This window comes from Arthrobacter sp. D1-29 (assembly GCF_054130585.1).
In genome coordinates, this window is sequence record NZ_CP096383.1 from 2,220,005 (window position 1) to 2,245,071 (window position 25,067).

Genomic DNA, 25,067 nt, shown 5'->3' on the forward strand with positions numbered 1-25,067 from the left:
TCTTAATTGAAAAATGGCGTAGGCGGCCCCTAATTGGGCCAGGGCCCTGTGGAGTTTGCTCGTGTCACGCAACCTGCACCCAATGTCAGTGAAGATCTGGCTTGTTGCCGCGTCAGTGTTAGCCCTTTCGGCGTCGATCGGCTTGGTCTACCAGCTCCGTGATCCATGGCCTGTGCCCCCGATGGAAAGTCAAATGTTTGGGCAACCCATCGACGGATGGGACGGAGTTTGAGATGTCGATGGTGATCCGTCCGCCGGCCATGGGTGCGTTCGTGATGTGGACGTCGCCAAAAGACGCGGGAAGGACTGGGTCCATCCACACGCCGCCTTGGGAAACGTGTGCGTCGTATCGCATCAGGCCTGTCACCAGAAGTATGGGCGTTGTTGATGCCCAGGCCTGGGGTGAACATGCCGTCGGGTACGGAAGGGGCACGGCGAATTGATCCCGGCTGAAACCGCAAAACAACTCAGGGAGGCGGCCACCGGAAAACTCGGCGGCCTCCAGCAGGGCGGTCGAGATCCGTTGCGCCTCGTCCACAAACCCGTATCGCAGGAGTCCGGCTGCAATGATGGCGTTGTCGTGGGGCCATACGGAACCGTTGTGATAGCTGGCGGGGTTATAGGCGCCCATGTCCGTGGCCAAGGTTCGGACGCCCCATCCGCTGAACATTTCGGGGGACATGAGGTGCTTCACCACCGACGGCGCCTTGTCCTCATCCACAAGTCCGAGCCATAGGCAGTGACCCATGTTCGAAGCGCAAGCGTCGACCTGGCGCTTCTTGCCGTCCAAGGCCACGGCGTAATAGCCACGTTCCGGCATCCAGAATTCCTCGTTGAAGCGCTTCTTTAACTGCACCATAAGATCGGCATACTCGTTCCCCAGGGCATCGTCTCCGGCGTCATAAGCCATCCAGGCGCGGGCCGCGTAGGCTCCGTAGACATACGCCTGGACCTCACACAGGGCTATCGGTGGCTCGGGCATACTTCCATCTGCGAAATTAATACCGTCCCAGGAATCCTTCCAGCCTTGGTTGATCAACCCCCGATTGTTCAGTCGCTCATATTCGACGAAACCGTCGCCGTCTTTGTCCCCGTATTTCTGAACCCATTCCAGCGCGCGGTCTGCGTGAGGCAGCAGAGCAGCAATGGTGTCCGCGGCGAAGCCCCAACGGCTAACCGATCCGAGAACCATGACGAACAAAGGGGTCGCATCAACGCTGCCGTAGTAGGTGGCCTTTCCTCCCAGCGCCAGTGCGCTTGAGACATCCAACCTGACCTCGTGCAAAATCTTGCCGGGTTCTTCTTCACTAATTGGATCCACTGCGCGGCCCTGGCGGTCGGCGAGCGTTTGCAGCGTCCCCAGTGCTAGGGAGGGATCAATTGGAAGCGACATCTCCGAAGCCCATAATGAGTCCCGGCCAAAAAGGGTCATGAACCACGGCGCGCCGGCGGCCACGACAACCCGATCCGGGTGGTTAGGATCTTCGATCCTGAGTGCACCCAGGTCGTCATAACTACGCCGCATGGTCCGTTCAATTGACCGGTTCCCCATCTGCAGGATCGGAATCTTGGCCACCCACTGTTGTCGGCGAAGGTCGCTGGGCGAGAGTTCGCCGTCGGTGTGGACGAAAGACCGTGGACGACTGCCGCCCTGGGTTTCGGGCATCACCGTCAGGGTTGTGCTCCACCGGCCGTGCGGTGGGATGGTCACCCTATATGTCAGGGTTTCGGGCGAGACCTGTGCTCCGGGGGCACGAATAACAACGCCCTTACGGACATCTTGCCAGGTGGCTTGAATAACCAGCTCATCGCCCCGGTTCTGGCGGGTTTCGTCCCAACGCCTTTTGGGTCGCGCCTCCTTCACTTCGAAAAGATCAGCGAAATCAGCCGCAACCCTCAGCGAAACCAGGCACTCCGCACTCACCGGCGAGTAGTTCCGAACCGTTATCTGCTCGTGGATTCCGGACCCCACTTCACGCAGCCGCTCCACAATAAGGGGGCTATCGGCATGCCCATTAAGGCTGGGGACACGTCCCGCAAATAGCGCGCGGTACGGCTCCTTCGTTTCAGCCCCCAACTCTTCTACCACCTGGCCGTTAACGGATAAGCTCCAGTGCGACAGGATACGAGTGTCTTGGACAAAAAGACCATGCGGATGCTTAGGATGGATATCACCATTCGCCAAGGAGATACAGAAAGACGAACCCTCAACCAGGGTAACCGTGCCTGCCCCTAGAGGGCCCGCAGCGTTATCAACATTCCAACCGGACATTCCAGCCCTCCGAGTAGAGCTAGCGCTGTTTAGCCACCGATGCGCTACACGCTCACGTGAACATTTCCTCGAAATGGACGCTACTCTCGCCTGTGCATATAGGCCAGAGCATGGAGGCCGCATCAAAAAAAGAGCTTGTCCCAGAGTTCGCGTTCATCGGGCGAAGAACCAAGAACGACGCGGTCGGGACTTCTCTCTCCTGGTCAGCGATCCTCGGTTCAGTGCCCGCTACGTGTTCGAATAGGAAGCGAGTAAGTTGGGCGGATTAAGGAGGGCACGAGCCGCTCAGATGGCCTGAACTTTCTCGTCCTGCGACTGTTTCGCGTCTTGTTCGATTCTCGTCATTCTCCTGTCGTACCACCCTCTCCGGACGGCTGCTGATTCCTTGGAGACGTGGGCTTCGGGCACCATCAAGTCGGAACCATGTATCGTGCCCGCCCATTGGTGCAGGTCTGCTGTGCCACCGGAACGCCAGATTGCCTGGGCCAAAGCCGTTGTGTCGTCCCGGAAGGCATCACTGGCGCCGCACATGAGAAATACGGGTGGGAAGCCGGAGAAATCTTGGTCGACCAGTCGGCCAACAGCGAGGTGCGGATAATCCGCAAATATCGAGGGGGAGGCCTTTCCCAGGACGGCGTTCCACATCACGCGGTACATGCTGGCGAGGGCTTCAGAACTGCTGTCCAGTTGTTGATAGGAGAGCGAGCGCATCCGATCGTCAATCATGGCCCCGTCGATGACCAAGCCGGCATAGTCCAGGGCGGCCGCGCGCGCTTCAAACGCCACTGCAGCGGCCAGACCGGCACCACCGCTGAGTCCATGCAGGAACAGGGCGTTCCGTGGAAAGTTAAGCTCGTCTGCATGAGCTGCGACCCAATAAAAGGCATCAAGGGAATCCAGCATCCCGGCTGGGGCGGGATGCTCGGGTGCCCGGGCGTATTCCACTGCAACGACTAGCAAGGACTGGTCTTCAGCGATGTCCAAAACTTGGGGAAGATCCAGTGAGAGAGCCGCCCCGGAAACCATCCCGCCGCTATGCAACCAAACGATGGCACCACGTGCCGGTTGGTGTGCCGGACCTATGATATGCATGGTCACTGAGCGTCCCTGCTGGCCCTGTATGACCTTCGCGCGAACGGTGAACGTCCCATTACGAGTAATCTGATCCTCACCTAGAACGCATTCCCTCTGTTGAATCATCGCCTCGAGCGCAGCCTGTTGGTCTTCATAGGCTGGAAAGCTGGCCATGAACCGCGCAATTTCTGGATCATAGGGAGGGAGGGGGCCGACGGCAGAGTGCTGAACTGACATTGACTAATCCGTTTCTACGCGCCGAATGCGGTACGAGTAATCGAGTGCAGGAATGAACCGCGCGCATAGCCAAAAGCAATGGGCCAGCATCTTAGTGGTCCGGCACCAGAACGGGCGGTGTGAGCACATCCAGCTCAGGAATATCGCCTGACCATGCTTCGACCTCCACGAGCGCGTGCTGGGCAGTAGTGGCCTGGGAAAGACTTGAGGACGGCCTGTCGGATGTCAGCACATTCGGATTGCCGTGGCGGCAGAACGATGGATCATCGGGTGCGGGGTCGTACCAGGCCCCTGCTGAAAGCTGTACAACTCGCGGACGTATGGCAGCGGAAATGACCAGGCCGGCCAGGCACCTTCCACGGTTGTTTCGAACCAGGACAACCTGTCCGTCCGAAAGTCCCCGGGCAGCGGCATCTTCAGGATTCATTCGAAGGGGTTCGCGTCCCTCTATTTTGGATTTTTGACTGGTGGTCCCTATGTCCAGTTGGCTGTGTAGCTTGGTCTTAGGTTGATTCGCTATCAGGTGCAACGGGTAATCGCCAGCTGATCCAAGCCATTCGTCGGGCTCAATCCAAACGGGATGACCGGGGCAATCAGGGTAGCCGAAACTTTCGATCGTCGAGGAGAAAATCTCAATCTTGCCGCTAGGGGTGGCGAGGGGATTCCCGATTGGATCGCGCCGGAATTCGGAAAAAAGAACCTGATCCGGCTCTATCACCGGGATCTCGATTTTCTCGCTCGCCCAGAATGTGTCGAAATCCACGACGACAGTTCCCTTGTCAGCGAGCCTCTTTTGCCACCCGTCGTACAGATGGCGAAGCCAGCCCATAGTGTCCCGGTTTTCGGTGAAAACATCACCCCGTCCCATCTTTTCCGCCACAGCGGCGAAGATATCGAAATCGTCGCGTGCTTCTCCAGCGGGTGCCGTTAGAGCGTGCATGGGAAAGAACGTAGGGTCGTTACGGCCGGCCCCATAGTCGTTTCGCTCAAACGTCATGGTTGCAGGCAGAACTATATCGGCGTGCCGTGCGGTACTCGTCCAGAACTGCTCATTGACGATAACGGTTGCGGGTTTTGACCATGCTTTACGGAATTTGGCAAGGTCTTGGTGATGATGGAAGGGGTTGCCCCCGGCCCAATAGATCAGCTCGATTTTTGGCAGAGTCAAACGATTGCCATTGAAGTCGATCTGGCTACCCGGGTCGAGCAGCATGTCCGAGATCCGAGCTACCGGGATATAGGACGGTTCTTGGTTTCGACCTTGGGGAAAGGAGGGCGCGCTCGAGACTCGCAAGGGCAACCCGACGTCTGCTGAGGAGCCATATCCATGCTGGAAACCACCACCAGGCAGCCCGATCTGGCCGAGCATGGCTGCCAGCGTCACACCGAGCCAAACAGGTTGCTCGCCATGCTGCTGCCGCTGCATTGACCAACTGATGTTGATCATCGTCCGTGAGGCTGCCATCTCGCGTGCAAGCCGGACGATTCGTCCAGCAGGTATCGATGTCAGTTTTTCTGCCCATTGGGGGTTCTTGGGCGCTCCGTCAACTTCACCGCGCACGTAGGACAAGAATTTGTTCGCCCCAACGCAATAGCGGTCCAGGAATTGCGAGTCAGCGAGGTTTTCTGCATCCAGGACGAAGGCCAATGCCAGCATCAAAGCGGCATCACTGCCGGGAACGGGGGCGATCCACTCGGCCTGGGCCTCCCCATAAGTATCATCTGCGATTGGTGATACATCGATGAAGCGGCAGCCGCGCGCAACCGCGTCCTTGATTGCGTTGCGGGCGACGTGACGGCCAATTCCACCTGGGCCTATTCCACTGTTTTTTTCTGACAATCCACCAAATGCAACGAACAGCTGCGTGTTCTGGCTGACCACGTCCCAGGATGTTGCCCTCGCCATAATTTCAACCGGGGGAGCGATGACGTGCGGAAGCAGGACGCCGGAGGCCCCGTAACTGTAGTCCGTCACACCTGCAACATATCCGCCGAGGGAGTTCAGGAATCTGTGGATTTGGCTTTGAGTGTGATGGAAACGGCCGGCGCTGGCCCATCCATATGAGCAGCCGTATACAGCCATAGGGCCGTAGTCCGTGTAGACCCGACTGAGTTCCGCACTTACCAGCTCTATGGCCCGTTCCCAAGACACCTCCACGAAGGGCTCAGAACCACGGCCTGATCCACTCCCCGGTCCATGCTCCAGCCATCCTGAACGAACGGCCGGGCGCAATACGCGAGTTGGATGATGTTGCGCTGAGGCCACATTATCGAGAATGTCTCTGGGGTCCGGATCTCCAGACCATGGTTTGACGGACTGTAGAGACGTTCCGTCGCTCTCAGCTTCGAAGGCTCCCCAGTGTGTCAAATGCGTGCCCATGCTTGGTCCCCTTGCGTCGTGTCCGATACGAAGATCTGGATCCCGTTCACGTCGTCAGACGTACCAGGCCACTTTATAAACAGACTAGGTCCGGAAACCGAGTGGTGAACATTGGAGTAGAGCCGACAGCCCGCTCGTGTGCTCGGGGAAACTCCAAACCAGCTCTGGCGGGAACCTCCGATGCACTCGCTACCGGACTCATGGCCTTAATCGTGGGTATGTTCGTCTTGGGCGTTGTGACGGCGGGCGTCCATCGCCGTAGGAACGCTGGATATTTACAGCCGTATCGGCCGGCAGTCATCCTCATGTTCCCCAGGTTAATGACGACGGCGACGGGCACCTTGGCAGCTAGCGTCGCCGTCGTCATTACCCAACGCTGTTAGAGGCCACGATGGGGGCTTGAAGCCGTCCTGCTGGCGTGACTGGGTTTTGTGCGGATCACCATCATTGCATCGGGAAACGACCGTCCCCGATGCCGGCAAGAAAACGAAAACGCTGGCCGGGACCATCAACTCCCCGGCCAGCGCCTCCAAATGTTTTCAGTTCTGGGTACTTGACCCGAAATCCATAGAACCGTCAGGTACGACGACAATCTTGCCGATATGGGCTCTCTTCAGCATCGTCTCCTGAGCCTTGCCGAGCTCAGAGAGCGGAAAGACTTCCTCCACGAGAGGCTTGATCTTTCCCTCTTCTATGAGACCGACGAGACGCGCGAACGTCTCGGGCGTCGGGTTAGTGATCCCGTGCATTTCCAGATCCTTATAGATAAGCTCCCGAAGGTCGATACGGCTCACCGGTCCGCCGATGGCTCCTGCTGTCGCGTATCGACCTCCACGCCGAAGCATGAGGAGCAAACTCTCGAACATGCTGCCACCGACAACATCGATAACGACGTCGGCGCCACGTTCACCGATGACATTTGCAACAGCAGCCACCAGGTCCGGCTCGTCTCGAGGGACAAATCCGTCGACGCCGAGTTCCCGCAGCCGCGCCTCTTTCCCAGCACTCGCAATTGCGATAACGCGGGCGCCGCGAGCCTGTGCCAGCTGGATGGTCGCCGTGCCCACACCGCCGGCTGCGCCGGTGACAACGACTGTCTCGCCCTCGCACAGCTCCGTCCGGGCCAGCATCTCCTCCGCAGTGTCGTAAGAGCAGGGGAAAGTGGCGAGCTCAGCGTCACTGAGGTGGGTGCTCACCCGATGCGCGTTCACAGACGGCACATTCACATACTCCGCGAATCCTCCGTCTCGGTCACCACCCAAGTATTCGACAATCTGTGCACGGCGAGGGAGGTTCGGATCCCGAACAGACGGGTCGACGACGATTCGGGTACCTATCCGGCTCTCATCCACTCCTTCCCCAACTGCCACGATCGTTCCAGCTACCGAGGCCCCCTGAACCCGGGGAAACGACATTTTCGTGTTATTCCAAGTGGCACCGGCATCGTCGTCGCGCCCCGACCGACCAAGCTCCTCCGAGACAGATTCCTCTACCACCCGGTCGTACCATCCCGTGCGCGTGTTGATCTCGGTATTGTTGAGCGCGCACGCACCAACCCTGACCAGCACTCCTCCCGGCGCCGCAACAGGGGTCGGCACATCAGTCCGGTACACCAGCTGGTCGAGCCCGCCGTGGCCAACCAGCTGGACCGCAGCCATCATTGTGGGAATGTTCGTAATCGTGGCCACTGATCTCTCTGTCATCTCTTAGTCCTCCAGCTTCTAAAGATCGAGCCCAGGCTTGACCATGACGTGCTTCAGCTGGGAGTACTCGTCCAGACCGTGCAGCGATAGCTCCCGGCCGTAGCCCGACTCGCCGTATCCGCCGAATGGCATCTCCGACACATTGGGCGTGTGCTGGTTGACCCAGACCGTGCCGAAGCGCAGTTCTTTGGTGAAGCGCAGCGTGCGCGCCAGACTGGTCGTCCACACGCTGGCCGACAGGCCGTAATTGACGTCATTGGCAAGCTGCAGCATTTCATCGTCGCTTTGTGCCGACTGGATACTCACCACCGGGCCGAACACCTCGCTCTGAACTATCTCATCCGTCTGCTTGACGTCGGTGATCACAGTCGGTTCGATGAACCAGCCTGGACGATCAGCCTGTCGTCCGCCCACCTTGATCGTGTTGCCGGCTTCCCTCGCGCGTTCGATAAACCCGAGAACGGACCTCAGTTGCTTTTCTGATATCACCGGCCCCAACGTGGTGGCGGGATCGGATGGGTCGCCGAGGACAAGCTCGCTAACTTCCTTGCAGTACGCCTCGACGAATTCCTCGTAGACAGACTCTTCGACGATGATGCGGCAAGCAGCCGTGCAATCCTGGCCAGCGCCCGAATACCCGAAAGCCACGAGGTCTTTTGCCGTCTTGCGAATTGGACTGTCCGCGAACACCAGCACCGGTGCCTTGCCGCCCAGCTCGAGGCCCACCTTCTTGACGGTCTCTGCAGCTGTTGCTGCCACAAATTTGCCGGTCGAGGTTGCGCCGGTGAACGCGATCTTTCGAATTCCGGGGTGCTTGGCCATCGCGGTGCCCGCCGATCCGCTACCCAGGATGAGGTTGATCACGCCTTCAGGAAGGAAGCTGTTAGCGATCTCGACCAGCTTGAGGGTACTCAGCGGTGTCACAGTCGCCGGCTTGAGCAGCATAGTGTTGCCAGCTGCAAGTGCCGGCGCGATCTTCCAGGCCCCCATCAGTAGGGGGTAGTTCCAAGGCGTGATGAGTCCGACGACACCGAGCGGCTCCCGCCGAACCCATGAAGTGCTCTCGTTGTCGTACTCGTCGACGGCGGGCGCCGTCGAGATGCGAGCAGCACCAGCGAAGAATCGAAGAACATCCACGACCGTCGGCACCACGAAGTCGCGCACATCTCCGATCGGAAGCCCCACGTTCAGGCTCTCGATCCGTGCGAACTCGTCGATCTCCTGCTCGACCGCATCAGCGATTTTGAGCAGAACGGCCGCGCGCTCGGCTGGGGAAGTGCTTCCCCAAGTCTTGAACGCGTCCGAGGCTCGCTGCACGGCCGCATCGACGTCCGAATCAGAGGCTACCGGGAATCTGGCGATCACTTCTCCGGTCGCCGGGTTGAATACCTTCGAAGCGTCTTCACGGTTCTCGCTAGCGAGGTACGTTTCCGCAAAGGCCATAAAGTCCGTGCTTTCCAGAGTCATTGTCGAGTTGCTCCTCAGTGGTCGTCGTCCAAGGTTGGGTCACTGTCAAGCTCAATCATCGCTTGCCGCTATGGACGCCGCCTCGTAGATTTTCTGAAACGAACACATAAAAGTGAGCCCTGGCACAACTGAAGACGGGTGCCGGCATCTGGATCGGCATCCTGGGTCGCTCCGTCTGGGAACATGGCGATCGGATGATGATCTGTCATCGGTCACAAGATGCAGTCCGTTACTTCGTAATCTTCCCTAGCCCCTCGCTCTGCCACTTGGGGAAGGATATTGGCAAGGCATGGATTTCATTCGAGCGACGCTGTTCGAACAACGCCATCTACCAAGTGAGGACGAACAATGAAGCTTGACGCTTATGACTACATCATTGTTGGGGGAGGTTCCGCAGGTTGCGTCCTCGCGAACCGTTTGAGCGAAGATCCACAAAACCGGGTATTGGTCCTTGAAGCCGGTCACAGATACTCCTCACTTGATGTCCCCGTGCGAGTGCCCGCAGCATTCCTCTTCCTCATGGGCCACCCCTTCTATGACTGGCGCACGAAGTCGGAGCCGGAGACAGGGCTTAAGGGTCGTCGAATTGACCACTATCACGGTAGGGTCATGGGCGGAAGCAGCTCGATTAACGGGATGTTTTATCAGCGCGCCAATCCACTCGTCTACGAGCGTTGGGCGCAAGAGACTGGAACCAAAGAATGGGACTACGCTCACGTTCTTCCGTATTTTAAGCGGATCGAGACGTTCAAGGGCTCGGATCCAACCGGTGCGTACCGAGGTCGATCGGGACCTATTCCGGTTAGCCAGCATCATCACAACGGATCGCGAAACCCGTTGTTCGGTGCGCTCTTTGAAGCGGCCAAGCAGTCGGGCTACGAGCTCGTCAACAACGTGAATGGCTACCGCCAGGAGGGCTTCTCTTCATTCGATTCAAACATCGACAACGGTGAACGCTACAACGCTGCGCGCACCTACTTTGCCCCAGTGAAGAAGCGGAAGAACCTCGATGTCATCACGGGCGCTCGAGCAACGCGGGTGGTCTTCGAGGGAACTCGCGCAGTCGGCGTCGAGTTTGCGACCCGGCTTCGCCGTCTAACCATCGCGCGAGGCGCTGAAGTTATTCTGAGCGGCGGTGCGTACAACTCGCCACAACTGCTGCAGCTTTCGGGTGTCGGTAACGCCGCTGAGCTAAGGCAGCACGGCATCGACGTCGTCGCCGATCTGCCTGGCGTCGGCGAGAACCTGCAGGATCACCTTGAAGCGTTCATCATGTACGAGTGCAAGCAGCCAGTCTCGAACCAGAGCATCGTCAAAAAGTACACCTATCCGATGACAGGGCTGAAGTGGTTGTTCAATAGGACCGGGCCAGGCGCGTCGAATCACTTCGAGGGCGGCGGCTTCATCCGCTCGTTCGATGACGCCACCATGCCGAACCTGATGCTCACCATGCTCACGCTCGGGGTGCGAAACGACGGCACCCCTGCGCCGACGCCTCACGCATATCAGATCAATCTCGGTCCGCAGCAGCCACAGTCGAAGGGGCACATCAAGTTGCGGAACAGCGATCCGTTCGAACAACCCGTTGCGACGTTCAATTATCTGTCCACCGAACGTGATCGCCAAGAATGGATTGACGGTGTTCGCACTACACGAGCCCTCATGAATCAGCCCGCCTTCGCAGCATTCAACGGCGGCGAGCTCTCGCCCGGCCCCGAAGTCCAGACGGACAAGGAGATCCTCGATTGGGTCTCCCAGGATGCCGAGACGACCTACCATCCGTGCGGGACCTGCAAGATGGGGAACGATGACCAGTCCGTCGTTGATCCCCACAGCTTCCGGGTGCACGGAGTTGAGGGCCTTCGAGTTGTCGATGCTTCGGTGATGCCGTCTATTCCGAATGCCAACCTCTATGCGCCGGTCATGATGATCGCCGAGAAGGCTGCCGACGTCATCCTTGACAAGGACCCGCTCCCCGCTGAGCACGTCGACTTCTACCGGCATGCGGCGGCAGAGGGTCTCAGCCTCTAGCACGAGCAATCAACCGGCTCGCGGCCTAGGGATCGTCCGTAGCAGTCTGTCCCGCGTGCAACCTCGGCTTGGATCCGAGTCGCCGCTGTGCGGCTAATTTCTCTCCAAATAGGAGTCCTTCAGCCTTTGTTCACTAGGCCCTGATCGTCTAAACGTTCGTATTCGACGGATCCGTCTCCATACTTGTCCCCGTAGTTCCGGTTCGAATCCAGTGTTCTGTCCGCATGGGGGAGCAGGGTGAACAACAACTCTCAACTTGACAGGGACTTTTCATGAACAAGAAGTGGGCCAGAGGGCACGATAGGCTGGCTGGCGTCGGCATAGAGATACCGACGCTCCGAGAGTGGGCGAGTATTGAGGCAAGAGTACCTGCCCCGGGAAAACTGGCATCGGATTTGTTCGGTGACTGACTCGGCTGCGCCCTCCCGCCTGGTTCCGGCGCTGATTTATGCAGCGCTTTCGACGTCGATCGTGAGTTCGCTCGGCATGTTGCTAGTGCCTGCCATCTCCCGCGAGATGAATGTTTCAGTCAGCAACGCGCAGTGGATGCTCACCGTCAACCTTTTGTTTGGAGCGATTTCAACACCAATAATGGGGCGTCTAAGTGATGGCCCGCACAAGAAGCGGCTTCTTCTAGTCTCCTTGACCGTTATCCTTATTGGCTCCGTGGTGGCGGCCTTGGCACCGAACTTTACGGTATTCCTCATCGGTCGGGCCCTTCAAGGATTGACCTACGGGATTGTGCCGGTCACCATTTCCCTTGCCCGTCGCTACGTTCCTGTCGACAAAGTGCAAGTTTCTATCTCCAGCTTGTCCGTGACCGTGGCAACCGGGCTGGGGTTAGGATACCCCTTGACGGGGGTAATCGCAGGCCTGACAGATTTTCGTATCGCGTTCTGGTTTGCCGTGCTTTTTGTGGTTTCCGCAATCGTGGTGGTCTTCGTTGCGGTTCCGGCAGGACCTGACACGCAAGCCGCGCTGTTACCGTTCGATTACTGCGGAGCCGCGTTGCTCAGCCTAGGCCTGGGTGGACTCCTGATCAGTGTTAGTGAGGCACCAACGTGGGGGTGGACGTCTCCGTGGACTATGGGCAGCTTTGCTTTGGCTGCTTTCCTTCTGTTCTTTTGGGTCAGGACGGGGCTACGACTGCGGGACCCCCTGATCAACCTACGAGTCTTCCGACACGGTGAGGTCTTGCTCGCCAACGCCGCTGGAACCGGGTTAGGCGCCGCACTGTACATCGGCCTCTCAATTTCAAGTCTCGTTGCACAAGCTCCCCTATCCACAAGGTATGGCATGGCCCTCCCAGTATTCTGGGCTGGATTCGTCATGCTGCCGCTCTCCGTAGGAAGCTTCGCGGCTAACCGTCTGGTCCGCTGGCTCTCACGCCGAATAAAGCTAACAACGCTGCTGCCGATTGGTGCCGGCATTATGACCGGGGCTGGAATGTTGCTGTGGTTTGCACACGATGAACTCTGGGAGATTCTGGTGGGGATGCTCACTTTCGGAGTCGGCATGGGGGCCAGCTACGCTGCAATGCCTGCTCTCATTGCGCGAAGCGTGGCCAGGACGGAATTGGGAAGCTCCGTGAGCTTCAACCAGGTCCTACGATCTGTTGGCGCATCCTTCGGCACCGCCGTTTCTGGCGCGGTGCTCGCGGCGAACATGGCACCTGATTTCCACGCGACCGGGGACGGTATCCGAGCGACCTTCGCGATCGGAGCGCTCCTCTGTACGGCGGTATTCATATCGTTGCTCATCCACGCATTCGCCAGTCGTCGTCGCATTATAGGCTAGGGCAACCGGTCATTCCGTGGCTCACCGGCGTATTCTGGTCATGGCCGAAACGGGCGTTTGTAGGTCCTCAACCCAGTTGGACGGCCAGCCGTAGTTCCTGTCCGGTTGAGGATCGCTGACCGTCCAAGACAAACTTCTGCAGTAGCAAGTGGACTGCGAGTGCAGGGTGCAGGGCGCGGTTGGCTTGATGTTCGCCGCAGCGATTGAATGAGTGCCGCTGCCTCATTCTCGAGGACGGGGGCAGGTGTGAAGCGTCGCAGAGCAACGCGAACGCGGCTTCCAACTTCATCCAGACGGGGTTTGTCATTGGCAGACACGAGGAGCTGTCCGGTGACTTCGATGCCGATTCTGCCGTGTTCGAGGCATTGAGGTACAAGGGCTTCGATGCTGGGGTTGATGAGTTCGTCCAGATCCGCTATTTCGTCAGTAAGGTCCGGCGGGGCCAGCGACTTCGTCGCGACCCGATAGTCAATGACGGCATCGGTCGCTTAACACGTCCGGCCGCCAAGCAGCGAGGGTGCGGATCAGATGCATCCAGGCCAGGTGGCGGAGAGCTGGTCGTGAACTTCATAAGCAAACTGTCTAAACAGCTTGACCGGGGCAGGCTGCGGTCGCTTGGTGCAGCAGGCTTTGTGGGATACACCAACGGCGGTCTCCGTCTTATGAAAATCAACAATTAACAGTGAGCTCCTTCACAGATAAGTTCTTGTCAATCGTCGGCGGTCTGTCCGATGCATCGAATATGGAGGTGTACCACATGGATCACAACATTCATCAGTCCTCAGCGGCAAGGCCCATCAGTACGTTCAAGCTTGAGGCTTCCCGGCGGCAGGTGCTGGCGGTTGGTGGCATCAGCCTCGGCGCACTTTTGCTGTCCGCTTGCACCAGTTCGCCTGGCACCGGTTCCGAGCAGTCCGGCGGAGCGCCCCAGAAGGGCGGTACCCTGCGCATGTCAATCAGTGACGGTGGCAGCTCGGACACCCTGGACCCTGGTACCGCTCTCACGGGGAATGCATCCACAGTCCTAAAAGCGGTTTATGACCCGCTTGTGGTCAACGACGACAATTTCGTGGCCCAGCCGGCTCTCGCGACCTCGTGGGAAGTCAATTCGGGTGCCACACAGTGGACGATCTCTCTTCGAGAAGGGGTCAAGTGGCATGACGGTAGCGACTTCACGTCAAAGGACGTCGTCTACACCATCAGCCGTTGGCTCGATCCAAAGACCGGGAGTTCGCTCAACGGATACCTGTCGCCCTACCTCGACATCGGCGGGGTTTCGGCGCCGGATGCCTCGACTATTGTGCTCACCCTTAAGCAGCCCAACAGCGTCCTGATGCAGACGCTGGGCGCTAACCCCACTAGTCAAATAATCAAGGACGGAGCCACCGACTTCAGCGGTGCGAACGTGGTAGGCACGGGGCCGTTCAAGTTAACATCATGGAACCCGGGCACAAGCTGGAAGGCCGTCCGAAACGACGCATACTGGGGTGAGGCGGCGTACCTGGATGGGATCGAGGCAACGATTACGCCGGATCAGGGCGCCAAGCTGCAAGCCGCCCTGTCAGGAGCAACTGATCTCACCGATTTGATACCGGTCTCACTCTGGACGGGGATTCAAGGCCGAAGCGACCTGGTACTCGAGACCCTCAAGAACCAGCGAACCTGGGTCTTCGCGTTCGACCAGCGGGTGGCGCCCTTCAGCGACCCCCGCGTGCTCGATGCCATCAAGCTTGCAACCGACCGCGACAAGATGGTCGAGACCGCACTGCAAGGCCACGGGACAACCGCAGCCGATGTGCCCATCCCCCCTAATTCTTCCTGGTATCCGTCCGCCCTCAAACCCGAGTACGCCCCTGACAAGGCGAGGACGCTGCTGGCCGAGGCGGGTTTCCCGGACGGACTCGATATCAAGTTGAGTGTGACTGATTCAGTGCCTGGGATGTTGGATGCTGCTCAAGCCTGGCAGCAGGCCGTCAAGAGCGCCGGGATCAACGTGACACTGGACCAGTTCTCGCCGGACACGTACTGGTCAAAGGGGTATATGGTCACCCCTGCTTACATGAGTTATATTCCCCAGATATTCCCCCCGTCCGCTTTCGACGCCTTCTACCGCAAGAGCGCCCCTTATCCTTACAGCCACTTCTCAGATCCAGCGCTGGACAAGATCGTCGATGAGCTTCTCGTCACCACAGATCAGAGCCGGCAGATCGAGTTGACCCAGGAGGCCTTCCTTCTGGCCCGGAAGTCCTACGGCATTCTGCTACCTATTTACTCGGACGCTGCTTATGCCCGGTCTTCCAAAGTCAATGGTCTCTTCATCACTATTGACACAGTCGATTTCAGGAAGACGTGGTTGGCCTGAAAACCCGGGGAGGGGCACACATAATCGATGACTCGCAACTGAGAATGGAATGACATGACTATGGTGGCAGCGGAACCGGTAGCCGACCGGGTGGTAGATGGCGGTAAGAACAAGGCTCGCGTTTGGGCCTTGGTCCGTCAGCTTCTGATGTCGGTTCTGACGCTCTTGCTGATTTCGTTCATAGCGTTCATAGCAATGAATCGTTCAGGTGAGCAAATCGCGCGCAACGCCCTCGGAATCAACGTTACCGATGAGCAGTTGCAAGCGTTCATCACGACAAATGGACTTGACCGTCCTTTGCTCGTTCGATATTTCGACTGGCTAGGTCACTACATTCAGGGTGATTGGGGAACGACCCTGATCTCAAAGGTACCGATCCAACCTCTGGTACTTCCTGCTTTCGCCCACACGGCAGAGCTCGCCCTGGCATCTCTGGCGTGGTCCCTTCCCGTGGCCATCCTCCTCGGGGTGTTCATGGCTCGAAAAGGAGGGTTCTTTGATCGGGGTGCATTCGTGGTGATGACAGTGCTGGCCGCACTGCCGGAGTTCGTTATCGGATTGAGCCTAATGATCCTTCTTGCTGTTCAGGTTCGCTGGCTGCCTGTTGCCTCCTCGGCCGTCTCGGGGGAGCTTAGTATTGCCTGGCTTCAGGCCTTCGTCCTCCCTGCTTTGACTCTGGGACTGAGCGTCGTGCCTTACGTTTCACGAATAGCACGTGCGTCCGTCTCGGAAGCATTGAACGCACCCTTTACAAGGAACGCTGTTCTGCGGGGGTTGCCCAGGCGGCTAGTCGTCTGGCGACATGCGACCCGCTCCGCGGCCGTCCCGCTCGTTCATGCCGTAGCGCTCGTCATGACTTACCTGCTGGGAGGAGCCATCATCGTTGAGAACGTGTTCGGTTTCCCAGGGCTGGGACGCCTCTTGGTGCAAGCCATCAACCAGGGCGACACCAATTCCGCTCTCTCCATAACCGTGCTGCTGGGGGCGGTATTTATCGCACTTAGTTTTATCGCGGATATCTTCGTCACGTACCTCAACCCACGATTGAAGGCAGCCCGATGAGTGTTGATTCCATACCTCAAGCGACAGCTATTCATCTTCAACCAGCACGTAAGTTTCGTCCGCTGAGACCCATCACCCACACCTGGTCGGGTCGCTGCGGACTGGCTATTGTCAGCGCCGTGCTGCTTGTGCTCATTCTCGGTCCGGCATTGGCTCCACATGCGTACGATCAGCTTGCTGTAGGACGCCCGCTCTCGCCGCCCAGCAGTGGTCTCCCGTTCGGAACGGACCACCTGGGGCGGGACGTTTTCAGCCGATTCCTACTGGGCGGCCAGATGGTGTTGCTGATTCCCCTCGCGGCCGTTGCACTGGCGACGATCACCGGGGGCTTGTTGGGGATGGTTGCTGCATATGTTGGGGGAGTGCTCGATAAGGTGGTTGCCCGAGTCTTCGACGTGCTCCTGACTCTTCCGCCCCTGCTTATTGCTCTTTCCGTGATAGCTGGATTCGGCTCGTCGCCGACAGTCCTGTTGATTACAGTGGCTGTAGTCTTCGTACCGCCAATCGGAAGAGTTGCCCGGGGAGCAACACTCGGAGTTGTCACGGCCGATTATGTCCAGGCCGCGCGAGCACGCGGGGAGCGTGCTGTTTCCATTGTCGTGCGGGAGATCGCCCCGAATATCGTCGGACCGCTCGTCTCGGATCTTGCCCTCCGGATCACCTACGGAGTGCTCTTCGTCGCAGCCCTCAATTTCCTTGGTCTTGGAGCTACGCCACCCTCGCCTGACTGGGCCCTCTCTATCGCGACCAGCCTGGGGTACGTGCAGATTCAGCCCTGGGCGGCTCTCGCGCCGGTAGTCGGCATCGCCGCTCTGTCGGTTGGCCTCAACCTGATCGCAGATTCGATCATCTCCCACGTCAACAACGACACCACTAAGGACTTCATGCTATGAGTACCTCGGTCGCACTGGAAGTGCGGGGCCTCTCAGTAGGGTACGGCCTGCGGAAAGGCGTCATTAAAGAGGTCGTGAGCGACGTCGATTTCGTGCTGGAGCGAGGAAAGATCCTCGGAATGGCGGGCGAATCCGGCTGCGGTAAGAGCACGACGGCCTTGGCGGCGATCGGCTATCGGCCCGGTGCCATGCAAGTGCCCGCTGGCGAGTCAAAGCTCGGGGACATTGATCTGCTGAACATCCCCCTTGCACAACTTCGGCGCATATGGGGCAGCAAGGTAGTCTACATGCCCCAAGCATCGTCGAATGGATTGACTCCAGCGTTGACAATTGGGCATCAGATGGCCGAGCCCATGAAGATCCACCTCGGGCTAACCGGACAAGCCAACCATGACAGGCAAGTCGAACTTTTGAAGGAGGTCGGCGTTCCTAATCCGGAGGCCGCCCTTCGACGTTATCCGCATCAGTTCAGTGGTGGTCAGCAACAGCGCATCAACCTGGCGATTGCTATCTCATGCAATCCCGAGGTGTTGATCCTCGACGAGCCGACGACTGGGTTGGACGTGACCACGCAGGCAAGAATCGTCAAACTTCTCAAGCGCGTGGTAGAGGAACACCAGACTGCTGCCCTGTTCGTGAGCCATGACCTGCCTCTCCTCGCGGAGGTCGCCGACCGAATCGCAATTATGTACGCAGGCCAAGTCATAGAGTCCGGTCCGGCGGGAGAATTGATGTCACGCCCAGAGCACCCATACACCAGGGCGCTGCTGGCGGCCGTTCCGGACGCAACCGGTACTCGTGCACTATCAGGGATCCCCGGGGCGCCGCCGTCGGGAGTTGTAGCTGGAGCCTGTCCTTTCGCACCGCGCTGCCAGTTCAGTATTAAGAGCTGCTCAGAATCCAACCCGAACCTCTTGCCGGTGCGACCATCCCACAACGTCAGGTGCCTGCGAGCCGGCAATTTCGAAAGTCTTGCGATCAGTGACCGAGCTGGAGTTCTAGGAGCGATCGAGGATTCGGCCTCGTTGCTTTCTGTTGATGATGTGTGGTGCGAGTACGGCTCGCGTGGTGGCGCGACGCCTGTAGTCAAGGGGGTCACTTTTAGCGTCGCTCCGGGCGAGACGCTCGCCTTGGTCGGTGAATCGGGCAGCGGAAAATCAACTCTTCTGCGTGCCATTGCGGGACTGCACCCTCGCAGCAGCGGAGAAATTCAGTTTGACGGCGCCGCACTGGCCCCGGACGTGGGAAAGAGGTCACGCTCGGCGCGGCGTGATGTACAAATAGTCTTCCAAAACCCCGACATGTCTCTGAACCCGCGGCACGACGTATTGAGCCTCGTCACAAGGCCACTGCAACTCTTTGAGCCCGAGCTATCCAAAGCCGACCGTGAAGAACGAGTGCGTAAAATTCTGGCGGACGTAAATCTTCCGGAATCAATGGTTCATCGCCGCCCAAGTGAGCTGTCTGGCGGGCAGAAGCAACGCATAGCAATCGCGCGGGCTTTCGTGACGAATCCACGGCTGATTCTTGCCGACGAAATCACCTCAGCACTTGATGTGTCTGTGCAGGCTGCGATACTCGATCTCCTTTCCGGGCTGTCTGCTGAGCATGGCACTTCTGTTGTGTTCGTTACCCATGACCTTGCGGTAGTGCGCGCAATAGCCCATCGTGCGCTCGTTTTGCAGAAGGGCATAGTCAGAGAGATCGGTCGGGTCGCCCAACTATTCGAGTCGCCTGCGGACGACTACACGCGTGAACTGGTTGACGCCATCCCGATGTTTAGGCCCCAAAGCTATGGAGTTGACGCAAGGAGCCCACATACCTGAAAAGTCGCACGGGACTGCCCCCGGTTTTGTTGACTCCTTGACCTAACGAGCTGTTGCTCGTGGAAGGATGTTGACCACGCCCACGGCTTATGGGGCGGAGTTCCGCCAGGACGTTATTGATGTGACCCGCATGGGTGATGCGCCGCTGGCGGAGATTGCGAAGGATTTCGGGGCTGTCGGTCACGACGTTGAAGCGATGGATTGCCATGGCCGAACGGAAAGAATCCGGGACCGGTCCGGCAGCGGCTGAGTCGGCCGAGGTGCGGGAGCTGAAGAAGCGCAACCGCTTGCTGGAGCAGGAGAATGAGATCCTGCGCCGCGCTGCTGCCTAACTGGCACGGGACATCAACCCAAAATGACCTACCCGCTGGTCACGGATCTTGCCGCCGACGGTGTTCCTGTGGCGGTGACCTGCAGGTTGTTGGGATTCAGCAAGCAACCCTATTACCGGTGGAGAGCCAGCCCGGTCACGGAACGGGATTGGGTAGACGCGCACTTGGTTAACACCGCCCTGGACATCCATGCCGACGATCCTGCATTCGGGTATCGGTTCATCGCCGACGAACTCCCCGAGAAGGGCATCCTGGCAGGCGAGAACAAGGTCCAGCGCCTCTGCAGGGACCACGGCGTCTGGTCGGTCTTCTCCAAGAAGCGTGGACTGAACCGGCAACCCGGTCTACCGGTCCACAACGACCTGGTGGAGCGGGACTTCACCGCCGCTACGCCGAACGAGCTGTGGCTGACAGATATCACCGAACACCCCACGGCCGAGGGCAAGCTCTACCTCTGCGCGGTGAAGTACGTCTATTCCGCGAGGATCGTCGGGTATTCGATGGACTGGCGGATGAAGTCGTCCCTGGCGGTGTCCGCGCTGGAGAACGCGGTACGGGCACGCCGTCCGGCAGGGACCGTGGTGCATTCAGATCGTGGGTCCCTACTTCGACGGCAAAGAGGGCTGCTTGTCAGCGATGGTCGAAAAGTGAGCCATTTCGCGGGCTTGGCGTCTAGTTGTCGTTGCAACACCTGAGCTTTAGGAGTTGCAATTGGCAGACCTGAAAAGACCAAGAAGGTCCCGGGGCGCCCCTCCAAAGAACGCTGCCCGGGCTCACTATGATCAGCTGATGAAACAGGGAATGGGCAATTCTGAGGCCTGCCGGATCGTAGGAATCAGCCGTAGTTCGGGCACTCGATGGCGGCACGGCCACACGGTCGTTTGAAGTCCGGAGTCATCAAGAAGTACGCCCGCCATTTTCCCATCAGAGCCCAGCCGTGATCTCCGCCTGATTTCTCTCCGAGTCGGAACGGATTATGATCGTGGATCTCTTGCATGCCCGGCTCAGCGTCCGTGCCATTGCCCGGGAGCTCGGGCGGAGCCCGTCCACCGTGAGCAGGGAGATTCGCCGGAACATCGATGAACCCTCTGGCAACTACCGTCCGCGGACGGCGCAGCGCAGTGCCGAGCGCAGACGGAGCCGTCACCGAAGCGGGAAGATCGCGAGCAACCCAGGGCTGCGGAGTTCGTGCGCGAACACCTGAAATAACGCTGGAGCCCCCACCAGATCAGCAACCGCCTACGCACCGACTTCCCCGGACAACAAGAAATGCACATCGTGCCTGAGACGATTACCAGGCCCTGTACGGGCGCGGAAGCCTGGACCTAGCCGTGGACCCGGCCGTATCCCTGCGTAGCGGACGGACCGGACGCCGGCCACGCCGCCGGAAGGAGCACCCGACCAGGCGTTTCCTGGACATGTTCATGATCCGGGACAGGCCTGCCGAAGTGATCGGCAGATTGGTACCAGGGCATTGGGAGGCGGATTTAATCATTGGAAAGGGCAGCCGTTCGTCCATCGCCACACTGGTCGAACGGACCACGCGCTTCATCATCCTCGTACATCAGGCGGGAAACCGCGGTTGAGAATCTGCGCGACCGGCTGGCAGAAACGATGAGCCGGCTCCCGGCCCATCTGCGCCGTTCCCTTACTTGGGATCAGGGCACTGAAGTGGCCTGCCACCAGGATTTCACGCGGCAGACGCTGATCCCGGTGTACTTCTGTGACCCGGCCCGCCCCTGGCAGCGCGGATCAAACGAGAACGAACGGCCTGCTCCGCCAGTACTTCCCGAAAGGCACCGACCTGGGCGCCCACAGCCCAGAACACCTCGCCAGGGTCGCCGCTGAGCTCAACCGGCGACCACGCCAAACCTGGGTTGGCAGAGTCCCATGGAGCACCTGGCTAGACTGGCTTCACCCTCGACGGGACCATAAACAGTTGCAACGACCGTTGAATTCCGCCGGGCTCACTTTCAACCGTCACCGACACTGCTGAAGGAATACCTCGTAACCGTCAGCTGCGTGGAAGAGGCGACGTTCCCCAACCCATGAAGTAACCCAGATAATATTCCGGTCGAAACTCAAGGCGTCTAGGTTCCAGAGAAGCGATGATTCCCATTTTCGAGAACCACGTTGTGCCCTTCTTCTACCAGACCCCTAGGGTGTGCTTGACGATGGTGTCCCAGTCCTTGGCGAGGCTCCCACATTGATCGCGGCGAGACCTCCACTATATGGAGTTTCCATACTGGGATTCACCCTAAGCGACTTCGTGGCGCCAGTGGACTGGGCTGATGGAAAGCAAGAGCCGGGTCCCAGGGGTTGCGCTGTACTGGACAGTGGTTCCTTTTGGAAGAACAAGCAGTTCGTCCGCGTCACCAATTAGGTCTTCCTTGTGGTCGCCGTTGATTATGATCAGGCGAGCCTGACCTTCAATCACGTAGATTGTTTCTTCATACTGAACCGTCCACGGGTCACTGAAGCCCTTCTCCTGAAAGGTCATAATGTATGTTCCAAGCTGCCTGAGCTCGCTTCCGGCCGTTCGATGTTCGATTTTTGCCGGACCAAAGTCGTTAACGTTGCTTGGATCAAAAGTGGGTTTGTGGTTCAAAGCGGTTGTCATAGGGGCTCCATATGCTGTCGTTCGTGATTCGATAGCCAGCAAAGCGTATTCCGAGGGATTTGCTGGCCGAGCTAGATGGGATAGTAACCGAGACTTGGAGAGGGGGGTGTTGGATCAGCCCTGTATGGCGCCAAGAAGTGCTTGCGCTACGGCGTCCGGAAGTGGCCGAGAGCGGGCCTGAGCTGGGTCCACGTTTACGTAAACAAGTTCCACCTTCGCCACCTCCGTGCGATCGCGAGCAATCGAGACGTCAATCTTGAAGCTCGAGTTTCCAACGGTTCGGCACTCGACGTCAACGTCGAGACTGTCGTCGAAGTAAGCGGGGGATTTGAAAGAAAGAACTGCGCTGACAACAGACGGATCTGTCCCTTCAGCGACCAGTTTCGGGTAAGGCCAACCAATACTGCGGAAGAACTCTGTCATAGCTACGTCGGCGAGCTCAAGATAGCGGCTGTTGAAGAGAAACCCCTGCGAGTCCACCTCGTGGTTTCTGACGCGATGCTGGTAGAGCGGCATCAGGCCCCCATTTCTGCCTGCAGCTTGGCGTACAGATCCAGCCTCCGCAGTGCCAGGCCGGGTGCTTCGGGTTGCGCCCGTGAGGCAACCAACAGGTCATGGTCCAAGTCGGCCACCAGCACTTCCTCATCAGCTGATGCAGTGGTGGCTAGGATCCCGTCGTTGACTCCCACTGTCTTGTCCACGGGCCCGGCGATCAGGGCCTTTCCCACCGCGAACATCGGGGAATCGGTCGGAATGCCGCTTGTGCCGAACAACGGTGACATTACGACGTACAGTTGGTTTTCGATTGCACGCGCCTGGCAGCCGGTGCGTACCCGGTGGACGCCTCGCCGGTTCCAGGTGAGGGAAGGACAAAGGATTAGGTCGACGCCCTTATGGACCAGGTAGCGTGAGAGTTCAGGAAACTGGATGTCAGCGCAGATCAGGAGCCCTACTGTGAACGGCCCAATCTTTGTTACTAACAGTTCATCGCCTCCGCGGGCGCCAAGCGCGTGCTCCTGTGGTGTGAGGTGAATTTTGTCTTGGGACTCAATTCGACCGTCCGGGTGGGCGATGAACGCTGTATTACGCAACGATCCGTCCTCGGCGACCCGGTTGTGACTTCCACCAGCAACCACGATGTTATTCTCGCGAGCCATCCGGCGCATGCCTTGAACGAGGCCATCTGTAAACTCGGGCAGGAACTTCCAGTAATCCGATGTAATTGTGTTGGTTGTCACTTCGTGATCGGTGACTGCTCCGAGGAGCCCCGTGCTTGCGAGCTCGGGGAAAAGCACAAGTTCGGCTTGTTGCTGCGCCGCGCGCTTGACCAGCCCCTCCATATGTTCCAAATACTCTTCGAGGGTTCTCTCGGCCCGAAGCTCGAACTGAATGGTGGCTACCTTGAGTGACGCCTTGGTCATCGGAATCTCCTGTCTGCGAAGTCGGCCGTTTCTGCTCGGCGATTCTTCTACTTGAATTCGTCCCGCGTTCGCGGACAAGGTGGACGGCAGGGCGTAGAAAAAATATTCAAGTGGGGGGCATGGCTTGCTTGTGACAATCCATGTGCCGCGCCGACCCATGCCATAGACGTTAACGGAGCGTCGAAAGGCTGAACACTAGAAGGATTCTGAAAGGACGGCCAATCATTTGGTCCTTAGGCCAAGGGCAGGGCCGTTGTGCCTGCCGCTAAGGCTTCTGCCTGGAAAGGGGAAAGAGGGGACTTGACTCTAGTCTGCGGCGATTGTGAGTGAGGACCTGTCCATCTTCAAGGCACCAGCAAAGTTGCTGGATTCCCCAGCGATGATCTCCGCCATTACCTGGCCGCATATAGGCCCGCTCGTAATGCCCCAGGCATGACCGGTATTTATATAGGCACCGTCAGCTCGGTCGACGATTGGCATATGGTCACTTGTTTCGCTTCCGAGGCCTGCCCAAAGACCGGTAACGCCGAATTCAGCAAGGGTTCTGTATCTGTCCAAGGTTGTTGAAACCATCGCGTTTGTAGCGTTCATGCTGATGTGGGGATTGAGGGAACCCCTGCCGTCAAGACTGTTGCCGATGAATATCGACCCTCCGCTGTTTTGCGCGATCGAGTCGTCATATCCAACGAACGAGACACTGGACTTCGCAGTCGGGCTCGTTCCCGCGCCGGAACTGTTTGGTGCGGGAAAAACCTTGGCGTCATAAGTGGGGAGGTCAGTAAGCGCTCCGCATCCATAGACCCCCCTCGGTCCATGCATAATCGCGTTCAGCCGAGTATCAACGGGTTGAGTCAGCATCTGCCCCACTCTTGCAGTGGCGATGGGGACATCGATCCCCTCGGCGCGAAGGTTGGTTGACCATGCACCCGTTGCCCATACCACGCCTGATGCATGAATTTCGCCTCTGACCGTACGGACCCCTGTTACGGTTTCGCCAGTTCGCAGGGTGGAAAGGACGGACGTGTTTTCAAAAGTGCGGATACCTGCCCGCACACAAGCGCTAGCGAGTGCGTTGACAAACTGTACACCATCTACTTGGGCATCATCGGCGCAAAAAACGGCGCCGAGAGCACTTTCCGGAAGGATGGAGGAATGCTTCTGAGCCTCTTCACGACTAATCATCGTTGCGTCCAGGCCGGCGGCCCGCCGATCGGCAGCATAATCTTCAAGAACCCGAGCCTGTACGTCATTCTCGAAGAAAAAAAGCCCACCCTGATTGCGGTAGTCAAACACGTCGCCAAGTTCGCTTATATAGTCTTGGTACTTGTCCTTACCGGCCTGAGCGAGTGACAGTTCGTCCCCTGCGCGCCGTGTCTGCAACCATATTGAACCAGGGTTTCGTCCTGACGCACCGTAGGCAGGAAACCGCTGTTCAACGACGACGACGTCGAACCCCCGTTTGCGTAGCTCCCAAGCAGTACAAAGACCCACAATCCCTGCTCCTATGACGACAATGTCACCTGTCGCAAGTGTGTCCGCGCTCATGGCAAGATTCCTTCTTCCTAGGGACTGTCTGTGGTCCTCTCCGTT

At 58.5% G+C, this 25,067-nt stretch carries 15 protein-coding genes and 3 pseudogenes; 8 read left to right on the forward strand and 10 right to left on the reverse strand.

Annotation, left to right across the window (positions count from 1 at the left end; translation table 11 throughout):
- Positions 1–118: 118 nt before the first annotated feature.
- The 5 genes from M1E17_RS10160 to M1E17_RS10180 form a co-directional block, all read right to left on the reverse strand.
- On the reverse strand, positions 119–2,272 hold the full coding sequence (locus tag M1E17_RS10160; RefSeq protein WP_457967093.1) for an amylo-alpha-1,6-glucosidase: 2,154 nt from the start codon (positions 2,270–2,272) through the stop codon (positions 119–121).
- Positions 2,273–2,557: 285 nt separating this feature from the next.
- Entirely contained in the window at positions 2,558–3,583 is a 1,026-nt protein-coding gene (locus M1E17_RS10165) for an alpha/beta hydrolase (RefSeq protein WP_457967094.1), read from the reverse strand.
- A gap of 91 nt (positions 3,584–3,674) precedes the next feature.
- Complete coding sequence (locus tag M1E17_RS10170; protein WP_457967096.1) at positions 3,675–5,963, reverse strand: molybdopterin-dependent oxidoreductase; 2,289 nt, start codon at positions 5,961–5,963, stop codon at positions 3,675–3,677.
- 539 nt (positions 5,964–6,502) lie between these two features.
- Positions 6,503–7,666 carry an alcohol dehydrogenase family protein gene (locus M1E17_RS10175; RefSeq protein WP_457967098.1) on the reverse strand — a complete coding sequence of 388 codons (1,164 nt, stop codon included), beginning with the start codon at positions 7,664–7,666 and terminating at the stop codon, positions 6,503–6,505.
- Positions 7,667–7,684: 18 nt separating this feature from the next.
- A complete protein-coding gene (locus M1E17_RS10180; RefSeq protein ID WP_457967100.1) occupies positions 7,685–9,133 on the reverse strand; it encodes an aldehyde dehydrogenase family protein in 1,449 nt (482 codons plus the stop codon).
- Between the two features lie 348 nt (positions 9,134–9,481).
- Here M1E17_RS10180 and M1E17_RS10185 point away from each other — a divergent pair, with 348 nt between their 5' ends.
- A complete protein-coding gene (locus M1E17_RS10185; RefSeq protein WP_457967102.1) occupies positions 9,482–11,164 on the forward strand; it encodes a choline dehydrogenase in 1,683 nt (560 codons plus the stop codon).
- A gap of 402 nt (positions 11,165–11,566) precedes the next feature.
- Positions 11,567–12,961 (forward strand): MFS transporter, encoded by a 1,395-nt coding sequence (locus tag M1E17_RS10190; protein ID WP_457967103.1) that lies wholly within the window; start codon positions 11,567–11,569, stop codon positions 12,959–12,961.
- 145 nt (positions 12,962–13,106) lie between these two features.
- Here the strand turns inward: M1E17_RS10190 and M1E17_RS10195 are convergent.
- Positions 13,107–13,522 (reverse strand): annotated as a pseudogene (locus M1E17_RS10195) (IS110 family transposase); the annotation flags it as partial.
- A 121-nt stretch (positions 13,523–13,643) separates the two neighbouring features.
- On the opposite strand from M1E17_RS10195, the gene M1E17_RS10200 reads away from it, so the two are divergent.
- The 6 genes and pseudogenes from M1E17_RS10200 (at position 13,644) to M1E17_RS10225 (ending at position 21,371) form a co-directional block, all read left to right on the forward strand.
- The gene (locus M1E17_RS10200; RefSeq protein WP_457967105.1) at positions 13,644–15,323 is read left to right on the forward strand and encodes an ABC transporter substrate-binding protein; all 1,680 of its coding nucleotides are present in this window, start codon (positions 13,644–13,646) and stop codon (positions 15,321–15,323) included.
- A gap of 54 nt (positions 15,324–15,377) precedes the next feature.
- A complete protein-coding gene (locus M1E17_RS10205) occupies positions 15,378–16,385 on the forward strand; it encodes an ABC transporter permease (protein ID WP_457967107.1) in 1,008 nt (335 codons plus the stop codon).
- A 275-nt stretch (positions 16,386–16,660) separates the two neighbouring features.
- Positions 16,661–17,278, forward strand: a complete 618-nt coding sequence (locus M1E17_RS10210; RefSeq protein ID WP_457967109.1) for an ABC transporter permease — start codon at positions 16,661–16,663, stop codon at positions 17,276–17,278.
- On the forward strand, positions 17,275–19,104 hold the full coding sequence (locus tag M1E17_RS10215; RefSeq protein ID WP_457967111.1) for a dipeptide ABC transporter ATP-binding protein: 1,830 nt from the start codon (positions 17,275–17,277) through the stop codon (positions 19,102–19,104). Before M1E17_RS10210 ends, M1E17_RS10215 begins: the two co-directional genes overlap by 4 nt.
- Before the next feature lie 67 nt (positions 19,105–19,171).
- A pseudogene (locus M1E17_RS10220) lies at positions 19,172–20,056 on the forward strand (IS3 family transposase); the annotation flags it as partial.
- A gap of 169 nt (positions 20,057–20,225) precedes the next feature.
- Positions 20,226–21,371 (forward strand): annotated as a pseudogene (locus tag M1E17_RS10225) (IS30 family transposase).
- Positions 21,372–21,693: 322 nt separating this feature from the next.
- On the opposite strand, the gene M1E17_RS10230 reads toward M1E17_RS10225, so the two are convergent.
- The 4 genes from M1E17_RS10230 to M1E17_RS10245 all read right to left on the reverse strand — a co-directional run bounded on the left by M1E17_RS10230 (position 21,694) and on the right by M1E17_RS10245 (position 25,022).
- Positions 21,694–22,056: a hypothetical protein gene (locus M1E17_RS10230; protein WP_457967112.1), complete on the reverse strand. Its 363-nt coding sequence runs from the start codon at positions 22,054–22,056 to the stop codon at positions 21,694–21,696.
- Between the two features lie 114 nt (positions 22,057–22,170).
- Positions 22,171–22,572, reverse strand: coding sequence for an acyl-CoA thioesterase (locus tag M1E17_RS10235; RefSeq protein ID WP_457967114.1), 402 nt, complete (start codon positions 22,570–22,572; stop codon positions 22,171–22,173).
- Positions 22,572–23,477, reverse strand: coding sequence for a nitrilase-related carbon-nitrogen hydrolase (locus M1E17_RS10240; RefSeq protein WP_457967116.1), 906 nt, complete (start codon positions 23,475–23,477; stop codon positions 22,572–22,574). The genes M1E17_RS10235 and M1E17_RS10240 overlap by 1 nt, the downstream gene beginning before the upstream one ends.
- Before the next feature lie 306 nt (positions 23,478–23,783).
- Entirely contained in the window at positions 23,784–25,022 is a 1,239-nt protein-coding gene (locus M1E17_RS10245; protein WP_457967118.1) for an NAD(P)/FAD-dependent oxidoreductase, read from the reverse strand.
- Positions 25,023–25,067: the final 45 nt, after the last annotated feature.